19 protein-coding genes are annotated in these 21,878 nt (G+C 71.4%); 11 read left to right on the top strand and 8 right to left on the bottom strand.

What is annotated here, in order from left to right; genetic code table 11:
* Window positions 1-43 precede the first annotated feature (43 nt).
* The 5 genes from ACIGA3_RS09755 to ACIGA3_RS09735 all read right to left on the bottom strand — a co-directional run bounded on the left by ACIGA3_RS09755 (window position 44) and on the right by ACIGA3_RS09735 (window position 5,350).
* Window positions 44-1,663: an FAD-dependent monooxygenase gene (locus ACIGA3_RS09755; protein ID WP_399712531.1), complete on the bottom strand. Its 1,620-nt coding sequence runs from the start codon at window positions 1,661-1,663 to the stop codon at window positions 44-46.
* A 234-nt stretch (window positions 1,664-1,897) separates the two neighbouring features.
* The gene (locus tag ACIGA3_RS09750) at window positions 1,898-2,800 is read right to left on the bottom strand and encodes an amino acid ABC transporter permease (protein WP_399712302.1); all 903 of its coding nucleotides are present in this window, start codon (window positions 2,798-2,800) and stop codon (window positions 1,898-1,900) included.
* The gene (locus ACIGA3_RS09745; RefSeq protein ID WP_399712299.1) at window positions 2,797-3,462 is read right to left on the bottom strand and encodes an amino acid ABC transporter permease; all 666 of its coding nucleotides are present in this window, start codon (window positions 3,460-3,462) and stop codon (window positions 2,797-2,799) included. Before ACIGA3_RS09745 ends, ACIGA3_RS09750 begins: the two co-directional genes overlap by 4 nt.
* A gap of 130 nt (window positions 3,463-3,592) precedes the next feature.
* A complete protein-coding gene (locus tag ACIGA3_RS09740) occupies window positions 3,593-4,426 on the bottom strand; it encodes a glutamate ABC transporter substrate-binding protein (RefSeq protein WP_399712295.1) in 834 nt (277 codons plus the stop codon).
* Between the two features lie 147 nt (window positions 4,427-4,573).
* Window positions 4,574-5,350 carry an amino acid ABC transporter ATP-binding protein gene (locus ACIGA3_RS09735; RefSeq protein ID WP_399712292.1) on the bottom strand — a complete coding sequence of 259 codons (777 nt, stop codon included), beginning with the start codon at window positions 5,348-5,350 and terminating at the stop codon, window positions 4,574-4,576.
* 292 nt (window positions 5,351-5,642) lie between these two features.
* Between ACIGA3_RS09735 and ACIGA3_RS09730 the strand changes: the two genes are divergently transcribed.
* On the top strand, window positions 5,643-6,332 hold the full coding sequence (locus tag ACIGA3_RS09730) for a response regulator transcription factor (protein ID WP_399712289.1): 690 nt from the start codon (window positions 5,643-5,645) through the stop codon (window positions 6,330-6,332).
* A gap of 9 nt (window positions 6,333-6,341) precedes the next feature.
* Window positions 6,342-7,775, top strand: a complete 1,434-nt coding sequence (locus tag ACIGA3_RS09725) for an ATP-binding protein (RefSeq protein WP_399712286.1) — start codon at window positions 6,342-6,344, stop codon at window positions 7,773-7,775.
* Here the strand turns inward: ACIGA3_RS09725 and ACIGA3_RS09720 are convergent.
* Window positions 7,754-8,770, bottom strand: coding sequence for a TAXI family TRAP transporter solute-binding subunit (locus ACIGA3_RS09720; RefSeq protein ID WP_399712283.1), 1,017 nt, complete (start codon window positions 8,768-8,770; stop codon window positions 7,754-7,756). The two genes, ACIGA3_RS09725 and ACIGA3_RS09720, sit on opposite strands and share 22 nt — an antisense overlap.
* A 121-nt stretch (window positions 8,771-8,891) precedes the next feature.
* On the opposite strand from ACIGA3_RS09720, the gene ACIGA3_RS09715 reads away from it, so the two are divergent.
* The 3 genes from ACIGA3_RS09715 to ACIGA3_RS09705 all read left to right on the top strand — a co-directional run bounded on the left by ACIGA3_RS09715 (window position 8,892) and on the right by ACIGA3_RS09705 (window position 11,672).
* Window positions 8,892-9,296: a MazG nucleotide pyrophosphohydrolase domain-containing protein gene (locus tag ACIGA3_RS09715; RefSeq protein ID WP_399712280.1), complete on the top strand. Its 405-nt coding sequence runs from the start codon at window positions 8,892-8,894 to the stop codon at window positions 9,294-9,296.
* 77 nt (window positions 9,297-9,373) lie between these two features.
* Window positions 9,374-10,900: a tRNA (N6-isopentenyl adenosine(37)-C2)-methylthiotransferase MiaB gene (gene miaB, locus ACIGA3_RS09710; RefSeq protein WP_399712276.1), complete on the top strand. Its 1,527-nt coding sequence runs from the start codon at window positions 9,374-9,376 to the stop codon at window positions 10,898-10,900.
* 70 nt (window positions 10,901-10,970) lie between these two features.
* Window positions 10,971-11,672 carry a class III extradiol dioxygenase subunit B-like domain-containing protein gene (locus tag ACIGA3_RS09705; RefSeq protein WP_399712273.1) on the top strand — a complete coding sequence of 234 codons (702 nt, stop codon included), beginning with the start codon at window positions 10,971-10,973 and terminating at the stop codon, window positions 11,670-11,672.
* Here ACIGA3_RS09705 and ACIGA3_RS09700 read toward each other — a convergent pair.
* Window positions 11,669-11,935, bottom strand: coding sequence for an antitoxin (locus ACIGA3_RS09700; protein ID WP_399712270.1), 267 nt, complete (start codon window positions 11,933-11,935; stop codon window positions 11,669-11,671). The genes ACIGA3_RS09705 and ACIGA3_RS09700 overlap by 4 nt on opposite strands.
* A 182-nt stretch (window positions 11,936-12,117) precedes the next feature.
* On the opposite strand from ACIGA3_RS09700, the gene miaA reads away from it, so the two are divergent.
* The 6 genes from miaA to hflX all read left to right on the top strand — a co-directional run bounded on the left by miaA (window position 12,118) and on the right by hflX (window position 20,348).
* Window positions 12,118-13,056 (top strand): tRNA (adenosine(37)-N6)-dimethylallyltransferase MiaA, encoded by a 939-nt coding sequence (miaA, locus tag ACIGA3_RS09695; protein ID WP_399712266.1) that lies wholly within the window; start codon window positions 12,118-12,120, stop codon window positions 13,054-13,056.
* A gap of 107 nt (window positions 13,057-13,163) precedes the next feature.
* Entirely contained in the window at window positions 13,164-13,661 is a 498-nt protein-coding gene (locus ACIGA3_RS09690; RefSeq protein WP_399712264.1) for a hypothetical protein, read from the top strand.
* A 53-nt stretch (window positions 13,662-13,714) separates the two neighbouring features.
* A complete protein-coding gene (gene dapF / locus ACIGA3_RS09685; RefSeq protein WP_399712261.1) occupies window positions 13,715-14,605 on the top strand; it encodes a diaminopimelate epimerase in 891 nt (296 codons plus the stop codon).
* Between the two features lie 284 nt (window positions 14,606-14,889).
* On the top strand, window positions 14,890-17,016 hold the full coding sequence (locus tag ACIGA3_RS09680; protein ID WP_399712258.1) for a RelA/SpoT family protein: 2,127 nt from the start codon (window positions 14,890-14,892) through the stop codon (window positions 17,014-17,016).
* 105 nt (window positions 17,017-17,121) lie between these two features.
* Window positions 17,122-18,633: a M1 family metallopeptidase gene (locus ACIGA3_RS09675; RefSeq protein WP_399712256.1), complete on the top strand. Its 1,512-nt coding sequence runs from the start codon at window positions 17,122-17,124 to the stop codon at window positions 18,631-18,633.
* Between the two features lie 221 nt (window positions 18,634-18,854).
* Window positions 18,855-20,348, top strand: a complete 1,494-nt coding sequence (gene hflX / locus ACIGA3_RS09670; RefSeq protein WP_399712254.1) for a GTPase HflX — start codon at window positions 18,855-18,857, stop codon at window positions 20,346-20,348.
* A gap of 82 nt (window positions 20,349-20,430) precedes the next feature.
* On the opposite strand, the gene ACIGA3_RS09665 is transcribed toward hflX, so the two are convergent.
* Window positions 20,431-21,654: a trypsin-like serine peptidase gene (locus ACIGA3_RS09665; protein WP_399712252.1), complete on the bottom strand. Its 1,224-nt coding sequence runs from the start codon at window positions 21,652-21,654 to the stop codon at window positions 20,431-20,433.
* Between the last annotated feature and the right edge of the window lie 224 nt (window positions 21,655-21,878).

The following is a 21,878-nucleotide window of genomic DNA, read 5'->3' as shown; positions in this document are numbered from 1 at the left end:
AATCGGTCGTCATCATGTGGACAGCGAGGGGCCGGACCCGAGGTCAGCGTGCCCCCGAACCGGCCTCCGCCTCCTCCTTCAGGGCGTCCTCCAGCGGCACCGCGCCGCCGAGCGCGGCCTCCGCCGCCGCGTACAGATCGGCGGGCCGGACCCCGCTGAGCGCGGTGACCAGATGACCGTCCGGACGCACGAGCAGCACGCTGTGGGCCGGGGCGCCCGGATAGCTCTCCGCGACCAGCAGCTCCGCCCGGTGCGGCAGCGCGGTCACCGCGGCCGCCAGCCGGGGCATGACCCCGGCGGACATCCAGTGCTTGCGGTCCCACACCCCCGTACCCGGCGCGATCAGGACGACGAGCAGCGCGCCCCGGCCCAGCCGGTCGCGCAGCCGGACGAAGGAGCCGTCCTCAGCGGTGACCCGTACGTCGGCGACCGGGGCGCCCGGCTCGGTGTCGACCGGGATCTCGCCCTCCAGGTACCGGGGCGCGAGCGGTGAGCCCGCGTACGCCCCCGGCTCGCCGAGCGCCCCGCGCCCCAGGTGACCGTCCGTCATCAGCGTGTCCTGGTTCCGGGCCGAGCCGGGCACGTAGCCGCGCAGCCCGCCCGTGCCGCGCAGTACCGGCAACAGCTGGTCGGCGGCGCGCAGCCGGGCGGCGACCACCGCGCGCCGTTCGGCCTGGTAGCTGTCGAGCAGCGCCTCGTGCGGGCCGTGGTGCCAGACGACGGCCAGCTTCCAGGCGAGGTTGTCGGCGTCCCGCAGCCCCTCGTCCAGCCCCTGCGTGCCGAGCGCGCCCAGCAGATGGGCGGCGTCCCCGGCGAGGAACACCCGGCCGGAGCGCCAGCGGCGGGCCAGGCGGTGGTGGACGGAGTGCACGCCGGTGTCGAGGAGGTCGTAGGCCGGGACCGCCCCGCCGGTCCAGCCCGTGAGGGTCTTGCGGACGTTGCCGACCAGGAACTCGGGTGTGATCAGGTCCTTGCCGGGCGGCATCAGCCAGTCCAGGCGCCAGGTGCTGTCCGGGAGCGGACGGGCACCGACCTCGCTGGAGGGATGCCCGGACGACCGCCACGGCGGCATCCGGTGCAGCAACGCCCTTCCCTCCCAGGGGAGTTCGACGCGCAGGGTGGCGACCGCGTGCCGTTCCACCGCGGTCCGGCCGGGGAAGCGGATGTCCAGGAGCTTGCGGACCGTGGAGCGGGGGCCGTCGCAGCCGACCAGATGGCTGCCCCGCCACCAGGTGCCCTGCGGGCCGCGCGTGTGCGCGGTGACGCCGGAGCGCTCCTGCTCGACGGCGTCGAGACGGCTGTCCAGGGCGATGTCGACGAGCGGTTCGGCGTCGGCGGCTCCGCGCAGGGCGGCGGTGAGGACGTGCTGTTCGATGTGGAGCGGCGCGGGGTCGTCCGCCGCGAAGGCGATCTCGCTCACCACCTGCCTGCGCCGCAGCGACCGCCAGCCGGTCCAGCGCAGCCCCAGGTCACCGGCGTGGATCGCGGTCAGCCGCTCCAGAAGCGCCGCGGTGTCCTCGCGCAGGACGACGGTGCGCGCGGGCCGGGGCTCGCCCTTGCCGCCGGTCTCGTCGAGGACGACGGACGGCACCTCCTGGCGGGCCAGTGCCAGGGCGAGCGTGAGCCCGACGGGCCCCGCTCCGACGATGATCACCGGGTCCACGGTGTGGCGCCCCCTGCCCATGACGATGCCTCGACGAACACGCGGGAACAGGAAGGTGAAGCGGGGTGCACGATCACAGAACGTATGCAACCCATTGGCAGAGTATGCGTCAAGTGACCGAGGCCCGTGGCGATCACCCCTCCAGGATCGGGCACGGAGCCCAGGACCGCAATGGGGGGCCGAGAGGGCGCGTGCACGCCATCTCGGCCCCCCAGGGGCTGCTCTGAGCGGGTGTCAGCCGGTTTTCCCGGCGGGGGCCGGCCCGCCGACCTCGCCCGCGTTGAGGTCCTCGACCGGGCCGGCCCCGAGGACCGCTCCGGTGCCGCGCGTGCTGCGGCGTAGCCGGCCCTCCAGCCAGGAGGCGAAGGAGGTGAGCAGGAAGTTCAGCACGATGTAGAGGACCGCCACCACGAAGAAGCTCTGGATGACGTTGGCGTAGTTGGCCGCCAGGGTGCTGCGGGCGTTGAGCAGGTCGGTGAACTGGAGCATGACGCCGCCCAGCGCCGTGTCCTTCACGATCACCACGAGCTGGCTGACGATGGCCGGGAGCATCACGGTGACGGCCTGCGGCAGCAGGATGCCCGCCATCGTCTGGCCCTTGCGCAGACCGATGGCGTACGCGGCCTCCGTCTGCCCCTTCGGCAGCGAGAGGATGCCCGCCCGGACGACCTCGGCGAGCACCGAGGCGTTGTACAGCACCAGGCCGGTGACGACGGCGTACAGCGGCCGCGCGTCGCTGGGGATGTCGGTGGAGCGGACGTAGAACTCGCCGGCGAACAGCATCAGCAGCAGCACCGGGATGGCGCGGAAGAACTCCACGACCACGCCCGCCGGTACGCGCACCCAGCGGTGGTCGGACATCCGGGCTATGCCGAATATCGCGCCCAGGGGCAGCGCGATGACCATGGCCAGCGCCGCCGCCTTCAGGGTGTTGCCGAGGCCGGGCAGCAGATACGTGGTCCATGCCTGGCCCGTGGTGAAGGGCTTCCACAGGTCCCACGCCAGCTGGCCCTTGTCGTCCAGCTTCATCACGGCCCACCACAGCACCAGGCCGAACAGGGCGAAGAAGACGACCGAGAGGACGACGTTGCGCGTCCGGGCGCGGGGGCCCGGTGTGTCGTAGAGGACGGAACTCATCGCTTCACCGCCAGTCGCTTGCCGAGCCAGCCCAGGAGGAGGCCGGTCGGCAGGGTCAGTACCACGAAGCCGAGGGCGAAGACGACGCCGATGGCCAGGGTCTGGGCCTCGTTCTCGATCATCGTCTTCATCAGGGTGGCGGCTTCGGCCACGCCGATGGCGGCCGCCACCGTGGTGTTCTTGGTCAGGGCGATCAGGACGTTGGCCAGCGGGCTGATGACCGCGCGGAACGCCTGCGGCAGCACGATCAGCCGCAGCGTCTGGGAGAAGCTCAGCCCGATGGCGCGGGCCGCCTCGGCCTGTCCGAGCGGCACCGTGTTGATGCCGGAGCGGATTGCCTCGCACACGAACGCCGCCGTGTAGGCGATCAGTCCGAGCACCGCGAGCCGGAAGCCCTGGATCTTGAAGTCCTCGGCGCCCATGGTGACGCCGAAGATGTCGGCGAGGCCGAGCGAGGTGAACAGGATGATGATCGTCAGCGGGATGTTCCGGACGATGTTGACGTAGGCGGTGCCGAACCCGCGCATCAGCGGGACAGGGCTGACCCGCATGCCGGCCAGCAGGGTGCCCCAGACGAGGGAGCCGACGCCGGAGAGGACGGTGAGCTGCACCGTCGTCCAGAACGCCCCCAGGACGTCGTAGCCTTCAAGAAAGTCGAACACGTTCTCCCGCGCTTCCGGGTGTGTGGCCTACGGGGTGGTCGGGGCGCGCCGCCGTCCGGGAAGCGGTGGACGGCGGCGCGGGCCGTGGACCGTGCGGTGCCCGCCAGGTCCTCGCGTCGTGGCGCCGGGACTACTTGACGATGTCGCCGATCTTCGGGGCGGGCTCGTTCTTGTAGCCGGCGGGGCCGAAGTTCGTCTTGACGGCCTTGTCCCAGGACTTGTCGGAGACCATCTGCTCCAGCGCCTTGTTGATCTTGCCGACGGTCGCGGAGTCGCCCTTCTTGACGCCGATGCCGTAGTTCTCGTTGCTGAGCTTCAGGCCCGCGAGCTTGAACTGACCCTTGTACTTGTCCTGTGCGGCGAAGCCCGCGAGGATCGAGTCGTCCGTGGTCAGCGCGTCCACGGAGCCGCTCTGGAGACCGGCGACGCACTCCGAGTAGCCGGAGTAGTTGCGCAGGTTGGCCTTGCGGGCGATCGTCTTCTGGATGTTCTGCGCCGAGGTCGAACCGGTCACGGAACACAGCTTCTTGCCGTTGAGGTCCGTGCCCTTGGTGATGTCGGCGTCCTTCTTCACCAGCAGGTCCTGGTGGGCCAGCAGGTACGGGCCGGCGAAGTCCACCTTCTGCTTGCGCTCGTCGGTGATGGAGTAGGTGGCCGCGATGAACTTGACGTCGCCGCGCTGGAGCGCGTTCTCGCGGTCGGCGCTCTTGGTCTCCACCCACTCGATCTGGTTCGGCTGGTAGCCGAGCTGCTTGGCGACGTAGGTGGCGACGTCCACGTCGAAGCCGGAGAAGGAGCCGTCGGGCTGCTTCAGACCGAGACCCGGCTGGTCGAACTTGATGCCGATCTTGATCTTCTTGCCGCCGCCCGAGGCGTCGTCCTTCTTGTCGCCGCCGCACGCGGTGACGGACACGGCGAGGGCGAGCACGACGGCGGAGGCTGCGGTGACCTTGCGGAGCTTCATGGTGGACATCCTTTGCGTGATGCGTGACGGAGCGAAGTCGAGAAAGGGCGCGAGGGCGCCCGCCCCACGGACGGCTCCGGGCCGCCCGGAAACCCGGACGGCGCGGTCAGAACGGTCGGTGCGGTCGGCGCGAGCCCGGCCCGCGGCTCAGTGGTGCAGGATCTTGGACAGGAAGTCCTTGGCCCGGTCGCTGCGCGGATTGCTGAAGAACTGCTCGGGGGCGGCCTGTTCGATGATCCGGCCGTCCGCCATGAAGACCACGCGGTTCGCGGCCGAGCGGGCGAAGCCCATCTCGTGGGTGACGACGACCATCGTCATGCCCTCGCGGGCCAGCTGCTGCATGACCTCCAGGACCTCGTTGATCATCTCGGGGTCGAGGGCCGACGTGGGCTCGTCGAAGAGCATCACCTTCGGACCCATCGCCAGCGCCCGCGCGATGGCGACGCGCTGCTGCTGACCGCCGGACAGCTGTGCCGGGTACTTGTCGGCCTGGCTGCCGACGCCGACCCGGTCGAGCAGGGCGCGCGCCTGCTCCTCGGCCTTCTTCTTGTCCGTCCTGCGGACCTTGAGCTGGCCCAGCATCACGTTCTCGAGCACGGTCTTGTGCGCGAAGAGGTTGAAGGACTGGAACACCATCCCGACGTCCGCCCGCAGCTTGGCCAGCGCCTTGCCCTCCTGGGGCAGCGGCTTGCCGTCGATGGTGATGCTGCCGGAGTCGATCGTCTCCAGACGGTTGATGGTGCGGCACAGGGTCGACTTGCCGGACCCGGACGGCCCGATGACCACGACGACCTCACCGCGGCCGATCGTCAGGTCGATCTCCTGGAGCACATGCAACGCGCCGAAGTGCTTGTTGACGCTCTTCAGGACGACCAGGTCGTCGGACGCGGCCACGTCTTCCTTGGCCACCGCTACTTCGGTCATCGCTCTCGGGCTCCGTCCTCCTCGGTTTCGGAGGACAGTAGTGACGACCCCCCGTCGGCGTCACCACATCTGAGGTGAATCTGAGCATCACGATCCGATAGCAATCGGACACGTGTCGTAGCACTTGCCTTCTGTGCGCGTATCGGCCGGATAACGGAAGTCACGGGCAACCGGAACGCTCTTGACGGCGTCGTCCTTCGTCGGCGTCACTGCATGGTGCACACGCGCGCACCATCGGTACGCGTCCGAGAAGAACCCGGACCGTACGACCGCTGAACCGAAGGGGGCCGGAATGAGACTGCTGCTCGTCGAGGACGACAACCACGTCGCCGCGGCCCTCTCCGCGGTCCTCGCCCGGCACGGCTTCGACGTCACCCACGCCCGCAGCGGCGAGGAGGCCCTCCAGGCGCTCGTCCCCGAGGGCCCCGGCTTCGGCGTGATCCTGCTCGACCTCGGCCTGCCCGACCAGGACGGCTACGAGGTCTGCGGCAAGATCCGCAAGCGCACCGGCACACCGGTCATCATGGTCACCGCCCGCTCCGACATCCGCTCCCGCATCCACGGGCTCAACCTGGGCGCCGACGACTACGTGGTGAAGCCGTACGACACCGGCGAACTCCTGGCCCGGATACACGCCGTCAGCCGCCGCACCGTCCCCGAGGACGCCGTGACCGGCGACGACAGCGCCGCCCTGCTGCTCGGCACGGTCCGCATCGAACTGCCCACCCGGCAGGTCAGCGTGGCCGGGGCCACCGTCCCGCTGACCCGCAAGGAGTTCGACCTGCTCGCGCTGCTCGCCCAGCGACCCGGTGTGGTCTTCCGGCGGGAACAGATCATCAGCGAGGTGTGGCGCACCAGCTGGGAAGGGACCGGGCGCACCCTGGAGGTGCATGTGGCGTCGCTGCGCGCCAAGCTGCGCATGCCCGCGCTGATCGAGACCGTGCGCGGGGTCGGCTACCGGCTCGTCGCCCCGGCCGGATAGCGGGGCCGGGTGCGCACTCGGCTGCTGCCGCTGCTCATCGTCCTGATGGCGGCCGTGCTCCTCGCGCTCGGCGTACCGCTCGCCGTCAGCGTGGCCGCCGCTCAGCAGCAGCGCGTCATCGTGGACCGGATAGACGACACCGCGCGCTTCGCCGCGCTCGCCCAGTTCGTCACCGACACCCCGAGCGGCGGCCGTTCCACCGCCCCGGACGAGCGCCTCCAGACCCTCCACCGCGAGCTGGAGAGCTACCACGACGTCTACGGCATTCGTTCCGGTGTCTTCTACAGCGACCGCTCCGCCATGGTCAACGCCCCCGGCGACTGGTTCGTACCGCAGGAAGGGGTGGTCCGGGCGGCCTTCGAGGAGGCGCTGCTCAGCCGTCGCAGTCACGACCCCGGCCAGGTGTGGCCCTGGCAGCGGTCCCGGCTCGTGGTCGCCTCGCCCGTGATCCGGGACGGTGACGTGGTCGCGGTCGTCGTCACCGACTCGCCCACCGAGCAGATGCGGTGGCGCGTCCTGCGCGGCTGGGCGCTGATCGCGGCCGGTGAGATCACCGCGATGCTGCTCGCGGTGGGCGCGGCCCTCCGGCTGACCGGCTGGGTGCTGCGGCCGGTCCGCATCCTGGACGCCACCACCCACGACATCGCCACCGGACGCCTGAAGTCCCGCGTCGCGGTGGGTGGTGGCCCTCCCGAACTCCGGCGGCTGGCAAGGTCGTTCAACGAGATGGCGGACAACGTCGAGGAGGTGCTGGAGCAGCAGCGGGCCTTTGTCGCGGACGCCTCCCATCAGTTGCGCAACCCCCTCTCGGCGCTGTTGCTGCGGATCGAACTGCTCTCCCTCGAACTGCCCGAGGGCAACGCGGAGATCGCCTCGGTACGCACCGAGGGCAAGCGGCTGGCCCAGGTGCTGGACGATCTGCTCGACCTGGCGCTGGCCGAGCACGCCGAGACCGAGGCCCGGCTGACCGACATCGGCGCGCTCGCGGAGGAGCGGGTCGCCGCCTGGACGCCGACCGCCGACGCCAAGGGCGTGCGGCTGGTGGGCGACTGCCCGCCCACGACCGCCTGGGCCGACGCGATCTACCTGTCCAGCGCGCTGGACGCGGTGATCGACAACGCCGTCAAGTTCACCCCCGAGCACGGCACGGTCGAGGTCGGCGTCTTCGCGGGCGGTGACACCACCACGGTCCAGGTCACCGACACCGGGCCGGGCCTGACCGACGACGAACTCGAGCGCGTGGGCGACCGGTTCTGGCGCAGCGGACGCCATCAGAACATCAAGGGCTCAGGGCTGGGCCTGTCCATCACCCGCGCCCTGCTCGCCGCGACGGACTGCTCGATCGCCTACGGCCACCACGAGCCCGAGGGACTGCGGGTCACGGTCACCCTGCCCCGGCACGCCCCCGCGCCCGACCCGCGTCAGGGCTTGACCGAGCGGTAGTAGCGCCGGGCCCCGGTGTGCAGGGGGAGCGGGTCGGTGTAGATGGCGGTGCGCAGATCCACGCGCTGCGCGGAGTGCACATGCTTGCCTATCTCGTCCCGGCTCTTGATCACGATGCGGGTTATCCACTCCGTGAGCCTCGGGTCCAGGTCGGCGCGGGTCATCAGCAGGTTGGACACCGCGATGGTGGCCACCGTGGAGCCGCGCTGTACCCGTGGATACGCGGACTCGGGCATGTTGGTGGGCCGGTAGTAGCGCGCCGCCTCTCCCTCGGCGTGCAACTCGGAGACGAGCTTCCCCTCTATCGGTATGAACCGGAACCCCGACTTGTCCGCCAGCTCGGTGAGCCCGCCGGTGGGCAGGCCGCCGGACCAGAAGAAGGCGTCGATGTCGTGGTGCGCCAGCATGTCCGGACCGGTGTCGATTCCCGCGGACACCGGGACGACGTCCTTCTCCGGATCGATCCCGGCCGCCTTCAGCACGCCGTTCGCTATCAGCCGCACACCGGAGTTGGGCAGTCCCGTGGCGACCCGCTTGTCACGGAGGTCGGCGACGCTGTCGATGCCGGAGCCGGGCGCCACGATGAGCTGCACATAGTCGTCGTAGAGCCGGGCCACCCCGCGCAGCCGGTGTTCGGCGGGGTGCGCCTGCTCGTACGTCTGCACCGCGTCGGCCGCCGCGATGGTGAAGTCCGCCTCCCCGGCCGCCACCCGCTGCACGTTCTCCTGCGAACCGGCGCTGCTCGTGAGCTTCACCGTCAGACCGGGCATGTCCTTCGCCAACTCGTTGCGCAGACGCCGGCCGTACTCCTCGTACACCCCGCGGGTGCCGCCCGTGCTGAACACGATTGTCCCGCTCGGCGGCTTCTCACCGAGCGGCGCCAGCCACCACAGCAGCAGGCCGAGCACCACGACTCCCGCGCTCGACGCCCACAGCAAGCGGCGCCGGCCGGGCAGCCGGGCGGAGATCTCGGCGAACGGGAACACCTTGGACATGCGGGCGATCCTGCCAGGCCGGAAGCGGTGCGACCAGGTCTGTGGACAACCGGGCGGCCGGGCCCCCTGCCGCCTGTGGACAACCGACGAGGCTGTCGGAGGCGGCCGTTAGAGTCGCCGCATGAGCACTTCTCCCGGCCGCCTCGTCAGCGAGTTCCACCGCGCCTTCGGTCTCGACGCCCGCGCCATACCCACCGAGATCAGTCCCGAACTCGCCGCGCACCGAGGGGAACTGCTCGCCGAGGAGGCCGCGGAGGTGGCCGAGGTCTCGGTCACCGGCCCGCTCGACCACCTCGCGCAGGAACTGGCGGACGTGGTGTACGTGGCCTACGGCACCGCCCTGGTCCACGGCATCGACCTCGACGAGGTCATCGCCGAGATCCACCGCGCCAACATGAGCAAGGTCGGTCCGGACGGCGAGATCAGCCGCCGCGAGGACGGCAAGGTGCTGAAGGGCGACCACTACCGGGCGCCCGACGTGTCGGCGGTCCTGCGCCGCCAGGGATGGACCCCGGCCGAGGGCTGACGACCCGGCTGTGTCCCCGGTCACGGGCCTCCGGGAGCGGGGACGGAGGGCCTCCGGGGACCGCCTACCCTTGACCCATGACCATCAGCAGCGACCGGAGCCCGGCAGTGGACGTTCGAGCAGCCAAGACGTACGAGGTGCGCACCTACGGGTGCCAGATGAACGTCCACGACTCCGAGCGATTGTCCGGGCTGCTCGAGGACGCCGGGTATGTGCGGGCGCCCGAGGGGGCGGACGGCGATGCCGATGTGGTCGTGTTCAACACCTGCGCGGTCCGGGAGAACGCCGACAACCGTCTCTACGGCAACCTCGGCCGTCTCGCGCCCCGGAAGGCGTCCCGCCCCGGTATGCAGATCGCGGTCGGCGGCTGCCTCGCGCAGAAGGACCGCGACACCATCGTGAAGCGGGCGCCCTGGGTGGACGTCGTCTTCGGCACGCACAACATCGGCAAGCTGCCCGTGCTGCTGGAGCGCGCCCGCGTCCAGGAAGAGGCGCAGGTCGAGATCGCGGAGTCGCTGGAGGCGTTCCCCTCCACCCTGCCGACCCGGCGCGAGAGCGCGTACGCGGCCTGGGTGTCGATCTCCGTCGGCTGCAACAACACCTGCACCTTCTGCATCGTCCCGGCGCTGCGCGGCAAGGAGAAGGACCGCAGGACCGGAGACATCCTCGCCGAGATCGAGGCGCTGGTCGCGGAGGGCGTCAGCGAGATCACCCTGCTCGGGCAGAACGTCAACGCCTACGGCTCCGACATCGGCGACCGCGAGGCGTTCAGCAAGCTGCTGCGGGCCTGCGGGAAGATCGAGGGCCTGGAGCGCGTCCGCTTCACCTCGCCGCACCCGCGCGACTTCACCGACGACGTGATCGCCGCCATGGCCGAGACGCCGAACGCGATGCCGCAGCTGCACATGCCGCTCCAGTCCGGCTCGGACACCGTCCTGAAGGCGATGCGCCGGTCCTACCGGCAGGAGCGCTACCTCGGCATCATCGAGAAGGTCCGCGCCGCCATCCCGCACGCGGCCATCACCACCGACATCATCGTGGGCTTCCCCGGCGAGACCGAGGAGGACTTCGAGCAGACCATGCACGTGGTCCGCGAGGCCCGGTTCGCCCAGGCGTTCACCTTCCAGTACTCCAAGCGCCCCGGCACCCCGGCCGCGACCATGGACGACCAGATCCCCAAGGAGGTCGTGCAGGCCCGCTACGAGCGCCTCGTCGCCCTCCAGGACGAGATCTCCTGGGAGGAGAACAAGAAGCAGGTCGGCCGCACCCTGGATCTGATGGTCGCCGAGGGCGAGGGCCGCAAGGACGGCGCCACCCACCGCCTCTCCGGCCGCGCCCCCGACAACCGCCTGGTCCACTTCACCAAGCCGGACGAGGAGGTGCGGCCCGGAGACGTGGTCACCGTCGAGGTCACCTACGCCGCCCCGCACCACCTGCTCGCCGAGGGCCCCGTCCTCGCCGTGCGCCGCACGCGCGCGGGCGACGCCTGGGAGAAGCGCAACGCCGCCGAGGCCGTCGAGAAGGCCGGCGTCATGCTCGGCCTGCCGAAGATCGGCGTCCCCGCGCCCCTGCCGGCCGCCACGAGCGGCTGCGGCTGCGACTGACCCGTCCCGCGCCTCACCGGTGGCCCACGGCATGCCCGGGCCACCGGTGAGGCGGGTTACGCTGCCGATCATGCTTGTCGCGGTCGCCGTCTGCCCCTGCCCCCCGCTGCTCGTCCCCGAGGTCGCCTCGGGCGCCGCGCCCGAACTGGACGCCGCCCGAGCCGCCTGCGCGGACGCGCTCGGCGTGCTCGCAGCCGCCCGCCCCGACCGTCTGGTGGTCATCGGCCCGGCCGAGCACGGCGGGCGCCACCCGCAGGGCGCGCCGGGCTCCTTCCGGGGCTTCGGCGTCGATCTCGACGTGACGCTCGGCCCTGGGGCCGCGCCCGGCACAGAGTTGCCCGCCTCCCTCGCAGTCGCCGCATGGCTGCTGGAGCGGAGCGACTGGGCGGATGTGCCGGTCGAGGGCGTGGCCGTGGATGCGGCGCTCTCCGCCGATCAGTGCGCCCGGCTCGGCGCGGATCTCGGCGGCGGGAACGACCGGGTCGCACTGCTGGTGATGGGCGACGGCAGCGCCTGCCGCACGCTCAAGGCCCCCGGCTACCTGGACGAACGTGCGGCCCCCTTCGACGCCGAGGCCGCACGCGCCCTGGGCACCGCCGACCTGGCGGCCCTCGCCGCACTCGACGCCGGACTCGCCCGCGAACTCCAGGCGTCCGGCCGCGCCCCCTGGCAGGTCCTCGCTGCGGCGGCCGAGGGCGCGGGCCTCGACGGCACCCTCCTGTACGACGAGGCGCCGTACGGGGTCGGGTACCTGGTCGCCGCCTGGAGCTAGCTCTGCGGCGGGGTCTGAGGCGGCGTCTGCGGGCCGCCCTCGCCGGGCTTCCGGCCCTCCTGGCCGAGGCGGTCCACCGCTTCCTTCGCCTTGTCCGTGCCGGCGTGGATCTTGTCGGTGTACTTGCCCTTGGTCCGCTCGTCGACCACGTGGGCGGCCTTGTCGATCCCGCCCTGCACCTTGTCACCGTGCTGCCGGGCCAGGTCCGTCACCTTGTCCTTGGCCGGGCCGAGCGCGGCCTTCACATTGTCGAACAGACCCATGATCCACCTTCCGGAACAACCCAAATGCGCGCGATGCGCTGCTTGTGGGGGGACGCTACCCTTCCCCGATGGGCGTCACACCACGCGCTCACCCGGACCGCACCCGTAACCCCTGCCCGCCCGGTAGCCCGGCATTCCCCGTCGGTCACCGACGGAGCCGGAACGTTTGCGAGACTGGTGCGGTGAGCAGTGCATCCCCCGCCCCCCGTGTCATCGCCGTCGTCGGCCCCACCGCTGCCGGAAAGTCCGACCTCGGCGTCTTCCTGGCCCAGCAGCTGGGCGGCGAAGTCATCAACGCCGACTCGATGCAGCTCTACCGGGGAATGGACATCGGCACCGCCAAGCTCACCCCCGAGGAACGCGGTGGTGTCCCGCACCATCTGCTGGACATCTGGGACGTGACGGTCGCCGCCTCCGTCGCCGAGTACCAGAAGCTGGCCCGCGCCCGCATCGACGCCCTGCTCGCGGAGGGCCGCTGGCCGATCCTGGTCGGCGGCTCCGGACTGTATGTGCGCGGCGCCGTCGACAACCTGGAGTTCCCCGGCACCGACCCCGAGGTCAGGGCCCGCCTGGAGGACGAGCTGGCCCTGCGCGGCCCCGGCGCCCTGCACGCGCGTCTGGCCGCCGCCGACCCCGACGCCGCCCGTGCCATCCTGCCCAGCAACGGGCGCCGCATCGTCCGCGCCCTGGAGGTCATCGAGATCACCGGCCGGCCCTTCACCGCCAACCTCCCCGGCCACGACTCGGTCTACGACACCCTGCAGATCGGCGTCGACGTGGCCCGTCCCGAGCTCGACGAGCGCATCGCGCGCCGCGTCGACCGCATGTGGGAGGCCGGACTGATGGACGAGGTGCGCGCGCTGGAGGCCCAGGGGCTGCGCGAGGGCCGTACCGCGTCCCGCGCGCTCGGCTATCAGCAGGTGCTCACCGCGCTCGCCGGGGAGTGCACCGAGGACGAGGCGCGCGCGGAGACCGTGCGCTCCACCAAGCGCTTCGCGCGCCGCCAGGACACCTGGTTCCGGCGCGACCCCAGGGTCCACTGGCTCAGCGGGGCCGTGGCGGACCGGGGGGAACTTCCGGGGCTGGCGCTGGCGTTGGTCGAACGACCGGTCACAGCCTGATCACGTCCTGGCATCGGGATGCGCCACGGGTCAACCCGGCCTCCGGCGCCGTGCCATCATCGAGCTTCGATCGACCAGTGAAGTCCTAGTTGGGAGGGCGTGTGGCAATGGAGGCCAGCCCTCGTGACACCGCAGCAGGCACCGAGCACATCACCACCGACGGTGACGACCCCGGCGTCGAGGACCGCCTGACCGACGACGGTCCGGACGACCTCCCGGTCGTGGTCGCCGACGGACCGACGCCCGAGGAGATGTTCGCGGGCGGCCCCGAGGTCGAGGTCGAACTGCGCCCCCAGCGGAGGATGCGCATCTGGCAGCTGGCGCCCATCGTGGGCCTGGCCGCGCTCGGCTCGCTGATGTTCGCCTTCCCGCTCGCCTTCGACTTCGGTGACAGCGGCGCGGTCATCGCCATGCTGGGCCTGCTGATCTGCTCCTGCGCCGCCGGCTGGGGCATGACGGCCGCCCGCCGCGTCGGCTACACCTGGCCGGGCCTGCCCCCGCGCGGCTCCGGCCGCCGCACCGACTGGCGGGTCGCGCTCACCTACGCCCTGCTCGTGGGGGTCGTCGTCGTGCTCGCCGTATGGCGGGTCGCCCGCCTCCGCTAGCCGCGCTACGGCCGTCCCCGGACGGTGTCGGAGTCACCCCGTACGATCGAGGGATGAGCACGCGGATCGCATTCCTCAAGGGACACGGCACCGAGAACGACTTCGTGATCGTGCCCGACCCCGAGAACGCCCTCGACCTGACGCCCGCCGCCGTCGCCGCGCTCTGCGACCGCCGTGCCGGCATCGGAGGCGACGGGGTCCTGCACGTGGTGCGCTCCGCCGCGCACCCCGAGGCCCGGGACATGGCCGGCGAAGCCGAGTGGTTCATGGACTACCGCAACGGGGACGGCTCGGTCGCCGAGATGTGCGGTAACGGAGTGCGTGTGTTCGCGCGCTACCTCCAGCACGCCGGACATGTGGGCGCAGGTGACCTCACCATCGCCACACGCGGGGGCGTGAAGCGGGTCCACATCGCCAAGACCTCCGAGGACGGTTCCGGAGAGGGAGACGTCACCGTGGGCATGGGCCGGGCCCGTCTCCCCGAGGGAGAGGTCACGGTGAGCGTCGGGGACCGCGGCTGGCCCGCGCGGAACGTGAACATGGGCAACCCGCACGCCGTGGCCTTCGTGGACGACCTCGCCCACGCCGGTGACCTCTACACCGCACCGCCGGTCGGGCCGGAGGGTGCCTACCCGGACGGCGTCAACGTCGAGTTCGTCGTCGACCGCGCCCCCGGACACGTCGCCATGCGCGTGCACGAGCGCGGTTCCGGCGAGACCCGTTCGTGCGGCACCGGCGCGTGCGCCGTCGCCGTGGCCGCCGCCCGGCGCGACGACGCCGACCCGGCCGTCACCGGCACCCCGGCGACGTACGTCGTGGACGTGCCCGGCGGACGCCTGGTCATCACCGAGCGTCCGGACGGTGAGATCGAGATGACCGGCCCCGCCGTGATCGTCGCCGAGGGCGAGATCGACGGCGAGTGGCTGGAAAAGGCGGCCCGCTGACCTGGACGGACCGTACCCCGGTGGCCCCGGACGCCGGGGACCAGCCGTTCTGTGACAGCGAGGCCGTTCGAAACCGCGGCCGACTGGAGGGCACGTGGCGCAAACTCTAAACCTCCAAGCCGTCGCTCGAATGGGTGATCCGTTTCACGCTCGCCGAGAGGCGGTCGGTCGCACGTGATGGGCTCGATAGCATCAAGCACCGGCACGGACGGGGGAACGTCGCCAACCCTGAGCCGCGTATGCCCTTCGGGCCCCGTCCGCCGGTCCACGAGCCGGAGGTGCCCATGAGTGCGGAGGCCACGAACCCTGCGACCCCAGGCCCGGTAGCGCCCACGGCGCCCACGGTGGCCCGCAGGAAGTCCCGGCCGCGGATCGACCTGCGCAGGCTCGGCCGGGCCGCGCTGCTCGGCCCCGCCGTCCGGAGCAAGCTGCCCGACGCCATCGGGCATGTGGCCGAGGCCCACCGCGCCCACCACCCCGACGCCGACCTCGACCCCCTGCGCCGCGCCTACCTCCTGGCCGAGTCCTCCCACCGGGGCCAGATGCGCAAGAGCGGCGAGCCGTACATCACCCACCCCCTCGCCGTGACCCTGATCCTCGCCGAACTGGGCGCCGAGACCACCACCCTGACCGCCTCCCTCCTCCACGACACCGTCGAGGACACCGAGGTGACGCTCGACCAGGTCAGGGAGGAGTTCGGGGAGGAGGTCCGCTATCTCGTCGACGGCGTCACCAAGCTGGAGAAGGTCGACTACGGCGCCGCCGCCGAGCCGGAGACCTTCCGCAAGATGCTCGTCGCCACCGGCAACGACGTACGCGTGATGTCGATCAAACTCGCCGACCGCCTGCACAACATGCGCACCCTCGGCGTGATGCGCCCCGAGAAACAGGCGCGGATCGCCAAGGTCACCCACGACGTCCTCATCCCGCTCGCCGAACGCCTCGGTGTGCAGGCCCTGAAGACCGAGCTGGAGGACCTCGTCTTCGCCATCCTCCTCCCCGAGGAGTACGCCCGCACCAGCGAACTCATCGCCGAGAACGCCGCCGGTGAGGACCCCCTCGCCGAGGTCGCCGACGAGGTGCGGGCCGTGCTGCGCGAGGCCGACATCCCAGCCGAAGTCCTCATCCGGCCCCGCCACTTCGTCTCCGTCCACCGCGTCTCCCGCAAACGCGGCCCGCTGCGCGGCACCGACTTCGGCCGCCTGCTGGTGCTCGTGAACGAGGACGCGGACTGCTACGCCGTCCTCGGTGAGCTGCACACCTGCCTCACGCCGGTCGTCTCGGAGTTCAAGGACTTCATCGCCGTACCGAAGTTCAACCTCTACCAGTCGCTGCACACCGCCGTGGCCCGCCCGGACGGCCAGGTCGTCGAAGTCCTCATCCGTACCCACCACATGCACCAGGCCGCCGAGGCCGGCGTGATCGCACTCGGCAACCCGTACACCCCGCCCGCCGAGGAGCAGACCGCCGGCCCCGACGGCGAACGCGCCGACCCCACCCGCCCCGGCTGGCTCTCCCGTCTCCTCGACTGGCAGCGTGGCGCCCCCGACCCCGACACCTTCTGGTCCACCCTGCGCGACGACCTCGCCCAGGACCGGGAGATCACCGTGGTCCGGCCCGACGGCGGCACCCTGGGCCTGCCCGAGGGCGCCACCTGCGTGGACGCCGCCTACGCGCAGTACGGGGAGGACGCCCACGCCTGCATCGGCGCCCGCGTCAACGGCCGCCTGGCCACCCTCAGCACCGTCCTGCGCGACGGCGACACCGTCCAGCTGCTCATGGGCCAGGACCCGGCCTCCGAACCCTCCCGCGAATGGCTGGAGCACGCCCACACCCCGGCCGCGCGCATCGCCATCCAGCGCTGGCTGACAGCGCATCCCGGCGCCGATGCCCGCCCCTCGGACACCAACGAAGGCCCCGGTGGGACCCGCCCCACCAGCAGCGCCCCCGCCGCGCGCCCCCGGGGCGCCGATGTCCTGCTGGACGAGCCCGGCGGCCCGGTGCGCCTCGCCGGCTGCTGTACACCGGTGCCGCCCGACGACATCGTCGGCTTCGCCGTGCGCGGGGGAGCGGTGACCGTGCACCGGGTGGAGTGCTCCATGGTCGACGACATGAAGAACCGGGGGCGCGCGGAGATCGCCGTGCGCTGGGGGGACACCGCCGCGTGCCGGGTCACCCTGGTCGCCGAATCGTTCAGCCGCCCCCATCTGCTCGCCGACCTCACCGAGGCGATCGCGCTGGAGGGCGCCGAGATCGTCTCCGCCACCGTGGAGTCCCCCAACCAGCAGCGGGTCCGCCACACCTACACCCTCCAGCTCCCCGACGCCGCCGAACTGCCCGCCCTGATGCGCGCGATGCGCGACGTACCGGGCGTGTACGACGTGAGCCGGGTCCAGGCGCCGGCCGCCTGACCATCGGCACGTGACGCGGCGCCGGTCGCCGCCGGACCGACTCGATCGGGTGGGCCCGTCGCGCGCCGTCACCGCCGGGCGGCGACGCGCTGGTAGCGGTGGGGCATGCTGCTCACTCGCCCCACGCGCCCCCACCCCGCACGCCGGTTCCTCCGGCGCCCGAAGGCGGCCCTGCTCGCCTCGGCCGTCACGGTCTGCCTCGTCGCCGCCGGAGCCCCCGCCGAACCCCTGGGCGTCGGCGACCGGATCTTCCCGGACCTGGGCAACCCCGGCTACGACGTGGCCGCGTACGACCTCGCCTTCACCTACCCCGGCAGCAACGACAAGCCGCTCAGCGCCGTCACCACCATCGACGCCCGGCTCACCGGCTCCCTGAAGCGGATCAACCTCGACTTCGCGCACGGCACCGTCGAGTCCGTCGAGGTCGACGGCCGCAAGGCCGCCTTCACCAGCGCCGGCGAGGACCTCGTCGTCACCCCGGACCACGCGCTTCCGCTCGGCAGCCTGACCCGGATCACCGTGCGGCACACCAGCGACCCCGTCGCCGCCGCCGATCAGGACGGCGGCTGGGTGCGGACCACCGACGGCCTCGCCATGGCCAACCAGGCCGACGCCGCGCACCTGGTCTTCCCGTGCAACGACCACCCCTCCGACAAGGCGATGTTCACTTTCCACGTCACCGCCCCGAACGGCTACACCGCTGTCGCCAACGGCCTGCCGGCCGGCGAGGTCAAGGCCGGCGGCTCCACCACCTGGAGCTACCGCTCCCAGCACCCCATGGCCACCGAACTCGCCCAGGTGTCCATCGGCCACTCCGCCGTCGTCCACCGCAAGGGCCCGCACGGACTGCCGCTGCGCGACGTGGTGCCCGCCGCCGACAAGGAGACGCTGGAACCCTGGCTCGCCAAGACGCCGGACCATATCTCCTGGATGGAGAAGAAGATCGGCCCCTACCCGTTCGAGACCTACGGCGTGCTGATGGCGCAGGCCAGCACCGGTTTCGAGCTGGAGACGCAGACCCTGTCGCTGTTCGAGAAGGACATCTTCACCGAGCCCGCCTACCCCAAGTGGTACATCGAGTCGGTCATGGTCCACGAGTTGTCCCACCAGTGGTTCGGCGACAGCGTCAGCCCCCGCACCTGGTCCGACGTCTGGCTGAACGAAGGACACGCCACCTGGTACGAGGCCCTCTACGCCGAGGAGAAGGCGGACCGCCCCCTTCAGGACCGCATGAAGGCCGCCTATGGCGCCTCCGACCGCTGGCGCGCCGCCGGTGGACCGCCCGCGAAGCCCAAGCCGCCCGCCCCCGGCCAGAAGATCGGCATCTTCCGCCCCAACATCTACGACGGCGCCGCCCTGGTGCTCTTCGCTCTGCGCCAGGAGATCGGCAAGGCCGCCTTCGAGCGGCTGGAGAAGGTGTGGGTCCAGGAGAACCGGGACACCAGCGTCGGCACCGCCGACTTCGTCCGACTCGCCTCCGCCATCGGCGGCCGCGACCTTGCCGGCTTCTTCCAGGACTGGCTGTACGGCGAGAAGACCCCGCCCATGCCCGGCCACCCGGACTGGAAGCAGGTCCCGCCCCCGGCGCCCTCGGACTCGGCCAAGAGGAAGAGCTGACCCTCCGGCGCCGCCCGCGTGGTGCCGCGACGGCCCCCGCGCCACGCCGATAACACGATGACGCAGCGGTCCGCGCCGTGCGACCATCTTCCGGTCGGCGCGGCGCGGCGCACGGGAATCTCTCGGGACACCCGCGCGTTGTCCTTGATGAACACCGGTCTCTTGCCGACCCCCCGGTCGTCCGACCGCCGGACCGGTCCCTCCCTCGACGTAAGGAACCAATGACCTCCTCCTCTTCTTCCCCTTCACAGGACGCCAAGCGCCTTGCGCACGCCCACCCCGAAGGTCTTCGGGCCGATGCCCTGATGGAAGAGGACGTCGCCTGGAAGCACGACATCGACGGCGAGCGTGACGGCGACCAGTTCGACCGCTCCGAGCGCGCGGCCCTGCGCCGTGTGGCGGGGCTGTCCACCGAGCTGGAGGACGTCACCGAGGTCGAGTACCGCCAGCTCCGCCTGGAGCGGGTCGTACTCGTCGGAGTGTGGACCACCGGCACCGCGCGGGACGCGGACAACTCCCTCGCGGAGCTGGCCGCCCTCGCGGAGACGGCGGGCGCCATGGTGCTCGACGGCGTGATCCAGCGCCGCGACAAGCCCGACGCGGCCACCTACATCGGCTCCGGCAAGGCCCTGGAGCTGCGCGACGTGGTGCAGGAGACCGGCGCGGACACCGTCATCTGCGACGGTGAGCTGAGCCCCGGCCAGCTGATCCAGCTCGAGGACGTCGTCAAGGTCAAGGTCATCGACCGTACGGCCCTGATCCTCGACATCTTCGCCCAGCACGCCAAGTCCCGGGAGGGCAAGGCGCAGGTCGCGCTCGCGCAGATGCAGTACATGCTGCCGAGGCTGCGTGGCTGGGGCCAGTCGCTGTCCCGGCAGATGGGTGGCGGCCGCGGTGGCCTGGCCACGCGTGGTCCCGGTGAGACCAAGATCGAGACGGACCGGCGCCGTATCCGCGAGAAGATGGCGAAGATGCGCCGGGAGATCGCGGAGATGAAGACCGGCCGCGAGATCAAGCGCCAGGAGCGCCGCCGCAACAAGGTGCCCTCCGTCGCCATCGCCGGCTACACCAACGCCGGCAAGTCCTCCCTGCTCAACCGCCTCACGGGCGCGGGCGTCCTGGTGGAGAACGCCCTGTTCGCCACCCTCGACCCCACCGTCCGCCGCGCGGAGACCCCGAGCGGCCGGCTGTACACGCTGGCCGACACCGTCGGCTTCGTCCGGCACCTGCCGCACCACCTGGTCGAGGCGTTCCGCTCCACCATGGAGGAGGTCGGTGACTCCGACCTCATCCTGCACGTGGTGGACGGATCGCACCCCGTCCCGGAGGAGCAGCTCGCCGCCGTGCGCGAGGTGATCCGGGAGGTCGGCGCGACCGACGTGCCCGAGATCGTCGTGATCAACAAGGCGGACGCGGCCGACCCGCTGGTCCTCCAGCGGCTGCTGCGGGTCGAGAAGCGGTCCATCGCCATCTCGGCACGCACCGGCCTGGGACTGGAAGAGCTGCTCACCCTGATCGACGACGAGCTGCCCCGCCCCGCGGTCGAGGTCGAGGCGCTCGTCCCGTACACGCAGGGCAAGCTCGTCGCCCGCGCTCACACCGAGGGTGAGGTGCTCTCCGAGGAGCACACCGCCGAGGGCACCCTGATCAAGGTCCGGGTGCACGCGGAGCTGGCGGCCGACCTGGCCCCGTACACACCGGCTGCGACCGCCTGACCAGCGGTTTCACCGGAGCACGAAGAGGCCCGCCGTCCCCTTGAGGGGGCGGCGGGCCTTCGTCATGTGTGCAGGGGAGCGGCTATCGGTCGGCGAACTTCGCGCTCACCGAGTCGTACACGCCCTTGGCCACCTCACCGAGCCGGGGTCCGGCCAGCCAGCCCGAGGAGGCGGGGCCGATCGAGGTGTTGGAGACCAGCGTGGGCTCGCCGTTCGCGCCCTTCTCCACCCAGCCACCGCCGGAGGAACCGCCGGTCATGGTGCAGCCGATGCGGTACATCGTCGGGTCCGCCTTGGCGATCGACAGCCGTCCCGGCTTGTCCTGGCACTGGTACAGCAACTGGCCGTTGTACGGCTTCGCCGCCGGGTAGCCGGTCGCGGTGACCGCGCTCACCTCGGTCGCGGCGGGAGCGGCGAAGTCCACCGGCAGCGCCCCGCCGACCGTCTCCTCCAGCGACTTGCCCCCGTTGCCCTGCTCCGGCGTCACATGGATCACCGCGAAGTCGTACGAGGCACCGTTGCCGCCCGTCTCGCCGCCCCCGTCGATCCACTGCTGCGAGGTCTTGGCGGCGTCCGCCCACCAGACGCCGTAGGGCGCGACCTTCTCGCGGGAGGCGCCCTCCATCTCCGAGGAGGACAGGCTCTGGTTGTTGTACGACGGCGCGAAGGCGATGTTGCGGTACCAGCCGCCCTTCTTGCCCGCGTGCACGCAGTGGCCGGCCGTCCAGATCAGATTGGACTTACCCGGATGCGCCGGGTCCTCGACGACCGTGGCCGAGCAGACCATGGTGCCCTTGGGGGAGTCGAAGAACACCTTGCCCGAGGTGGCCGCGTTGGTGTGGTACGGCGGCCGGACCGCCTTGGCCTGCACCGGCTCCGGCGTCGGGTCGGTCACGCCCTGGTCGCCGGAGAGGTCGTCGTCGCCGACGCGCTTGGCCGGGTCGTCGGCGTCCCGCATCCGGTCCTTGTCCCACAGACCGCTGATGATCGGGTTGATGAAGTCGTTGGCCTCGCGCAGCCAGTCGTCCCGGTCCCAGTTCTTCCAGGCGCCGTTCTTCCACTTGTCCATGTCGATGCCGTGCTGGCGGAGCTTGTCCTGGAGGTCCTGCGGGACCCGGACCTTCCCGTCCGAGCCCCGCGCGGCCGAGGACGGGCTGCCGCCGGCGTTGTCGTCACCGTCTCCGTCGCACGCGGTGGCGGTCAGCGCCAGCGCGGAGGCGAGGGCGACGGCCGCCAGCACGCGGGAGGTTCTGCGGGGCGCACCCCTTCCTCGGCGAGCGGTGGACGACGGCCGTATGGATCGCATGGTGGTGACTCTCCCTGTTGTGACGGAACTTGGCGCTTCGGCCCGGTACCGGCGACCAACTCGCTTCGAATCGGGACCGGTTCCCCGGCCTTCCGGGAACGGGACCACACACTATGCGCTCGCTGTACGGGACATCTGACGGAACCGCAACGGTTACGTCACGGCAAGGATCTTGACGCAACCCGTAACCAGGCGGCCGGTCGGCGGTTGGTAGCCGTGGGGGA

This window comes from Streptomyces sp. NPDC085596 (genome assembly GCF_044541565.1).
GTDB lineage: Bacteria > Actinomycetota > Actinomycetes > Streptomycetales > Streptomycetaceae > Streptomyces.
The sequence above is the reverse complement of the archived record's forward strand: the minus strand, read 5'-3'. Positions and strand labels throughout refer to the sequence as shown.

Bases quoted from the DNA above. Each gene is read 5' to 3' on its own strand.
- ACIGA3_RS09750 (WP_399712302.1), bottom strand. From the start codon at position 2,800: ATGAGTTCCGTCCTCTACGACACACCGGGCCCCCGCGCCCGGACGCGC.
- ACIGA3_RS09740 (WP_399712295.1), bottom strand. From the start codon at position 4,426: ATGAAGCTCCGCAAGGTCACCGCAGCCTCCGCCGTCGTGCTCGCCCTC.
- ACIGA3_RS09735 (WP_399712292.1), bottom strand. From the start codon at position 5,350: ATGACCGAAGTAGCGGTGGCCAAGGAAGACGTGGCCGCGTCCGACGAC.
- ACIGA3_RS09730 (WP_399712289.1), top strand. From the start codon at position 5,643: ATGAGACTGCTGCTCGTCGAGGACGACAACCACGTCGCCGCGGCCCTC.
- ACIGA3_RS09720 (WP_399712283.1), bottom strand. From the start codon at position 8,770: ATGTCCAAGGTGTTCCCGTTCGCCGAGATCTCCGCCCGGCTGCCCGGC.
- ACIGA3_RS09715 (WP_399712280.1), top strand. From the start codon at position 8,892: ATGAGCACTTCTCCCGGCCGCCTCGTCAGCGAGTTCCACCGCGCCTTC.
- miaB (WP_399712276.1), top strand. From the start codon at position 9,374: ATGACCATCAGCAGCGACCGGAGCCCGGCAGTGGACGTTCGAGCAGCC.
- ACIGA3_RS09705 (WP_399712273.1), top strand. From the start codon at position 10,971: ATGCTTGTCGCGGTCGCCGTCTGCCCCTGCCCCCCGCTGCTCGTCCCC.
- ACIGA3_RS09700 (WP_399712270.1), bottom strand. From the start codon at position 11,935: ATGGGTCTGTTCGACAATGTGAAGGCCGCGCTCGGCCCGGCCAAGGAC.
- ACIGA3_RS09690 (WP_399712264.1), top strand. From the start codon at position 13,164: ATGGAGGCCAGCCCTCGTGACACCGCAGCAGGCACCGAGCACATCACC.
- dapF (WP_399712261.1), top strand. From the start codon at position 13,715: ATGAGCACGCGGATCGCATTCCTCAAGGGACACGGCACCGAGAACGAC.
- ACIGA3_RS09680 (WP_399712258.1), top strand. From the start codon at position 14,890: ATGAGTGCGGAGGCCACGAACCCTGCGACCCCAGGCCCGGTAGCGCCC.
- ACIGA3_RS09675 (WP_399712256.1), top strand. From the start codon at position 17,122: ATGCTGCTCACTCGCCCCACGCGCCCCCACCCCGCACGCCGGTTCCTC.
- hflX (WP_399712254.1), top strand. From the start codon at position 18,855: ATGACCTCCTCCTCTTCTTCCCCTTCACAGGACGCCAAGCGCCTTGCG.
- ACIGA3_RS09665 (WP_399712252.1), bottom strand. From the start codon at position 21,654: ATGCGATCCATACGGCCGTCGTCCACCGCTCGCCGAGGAAGGGGTGCG.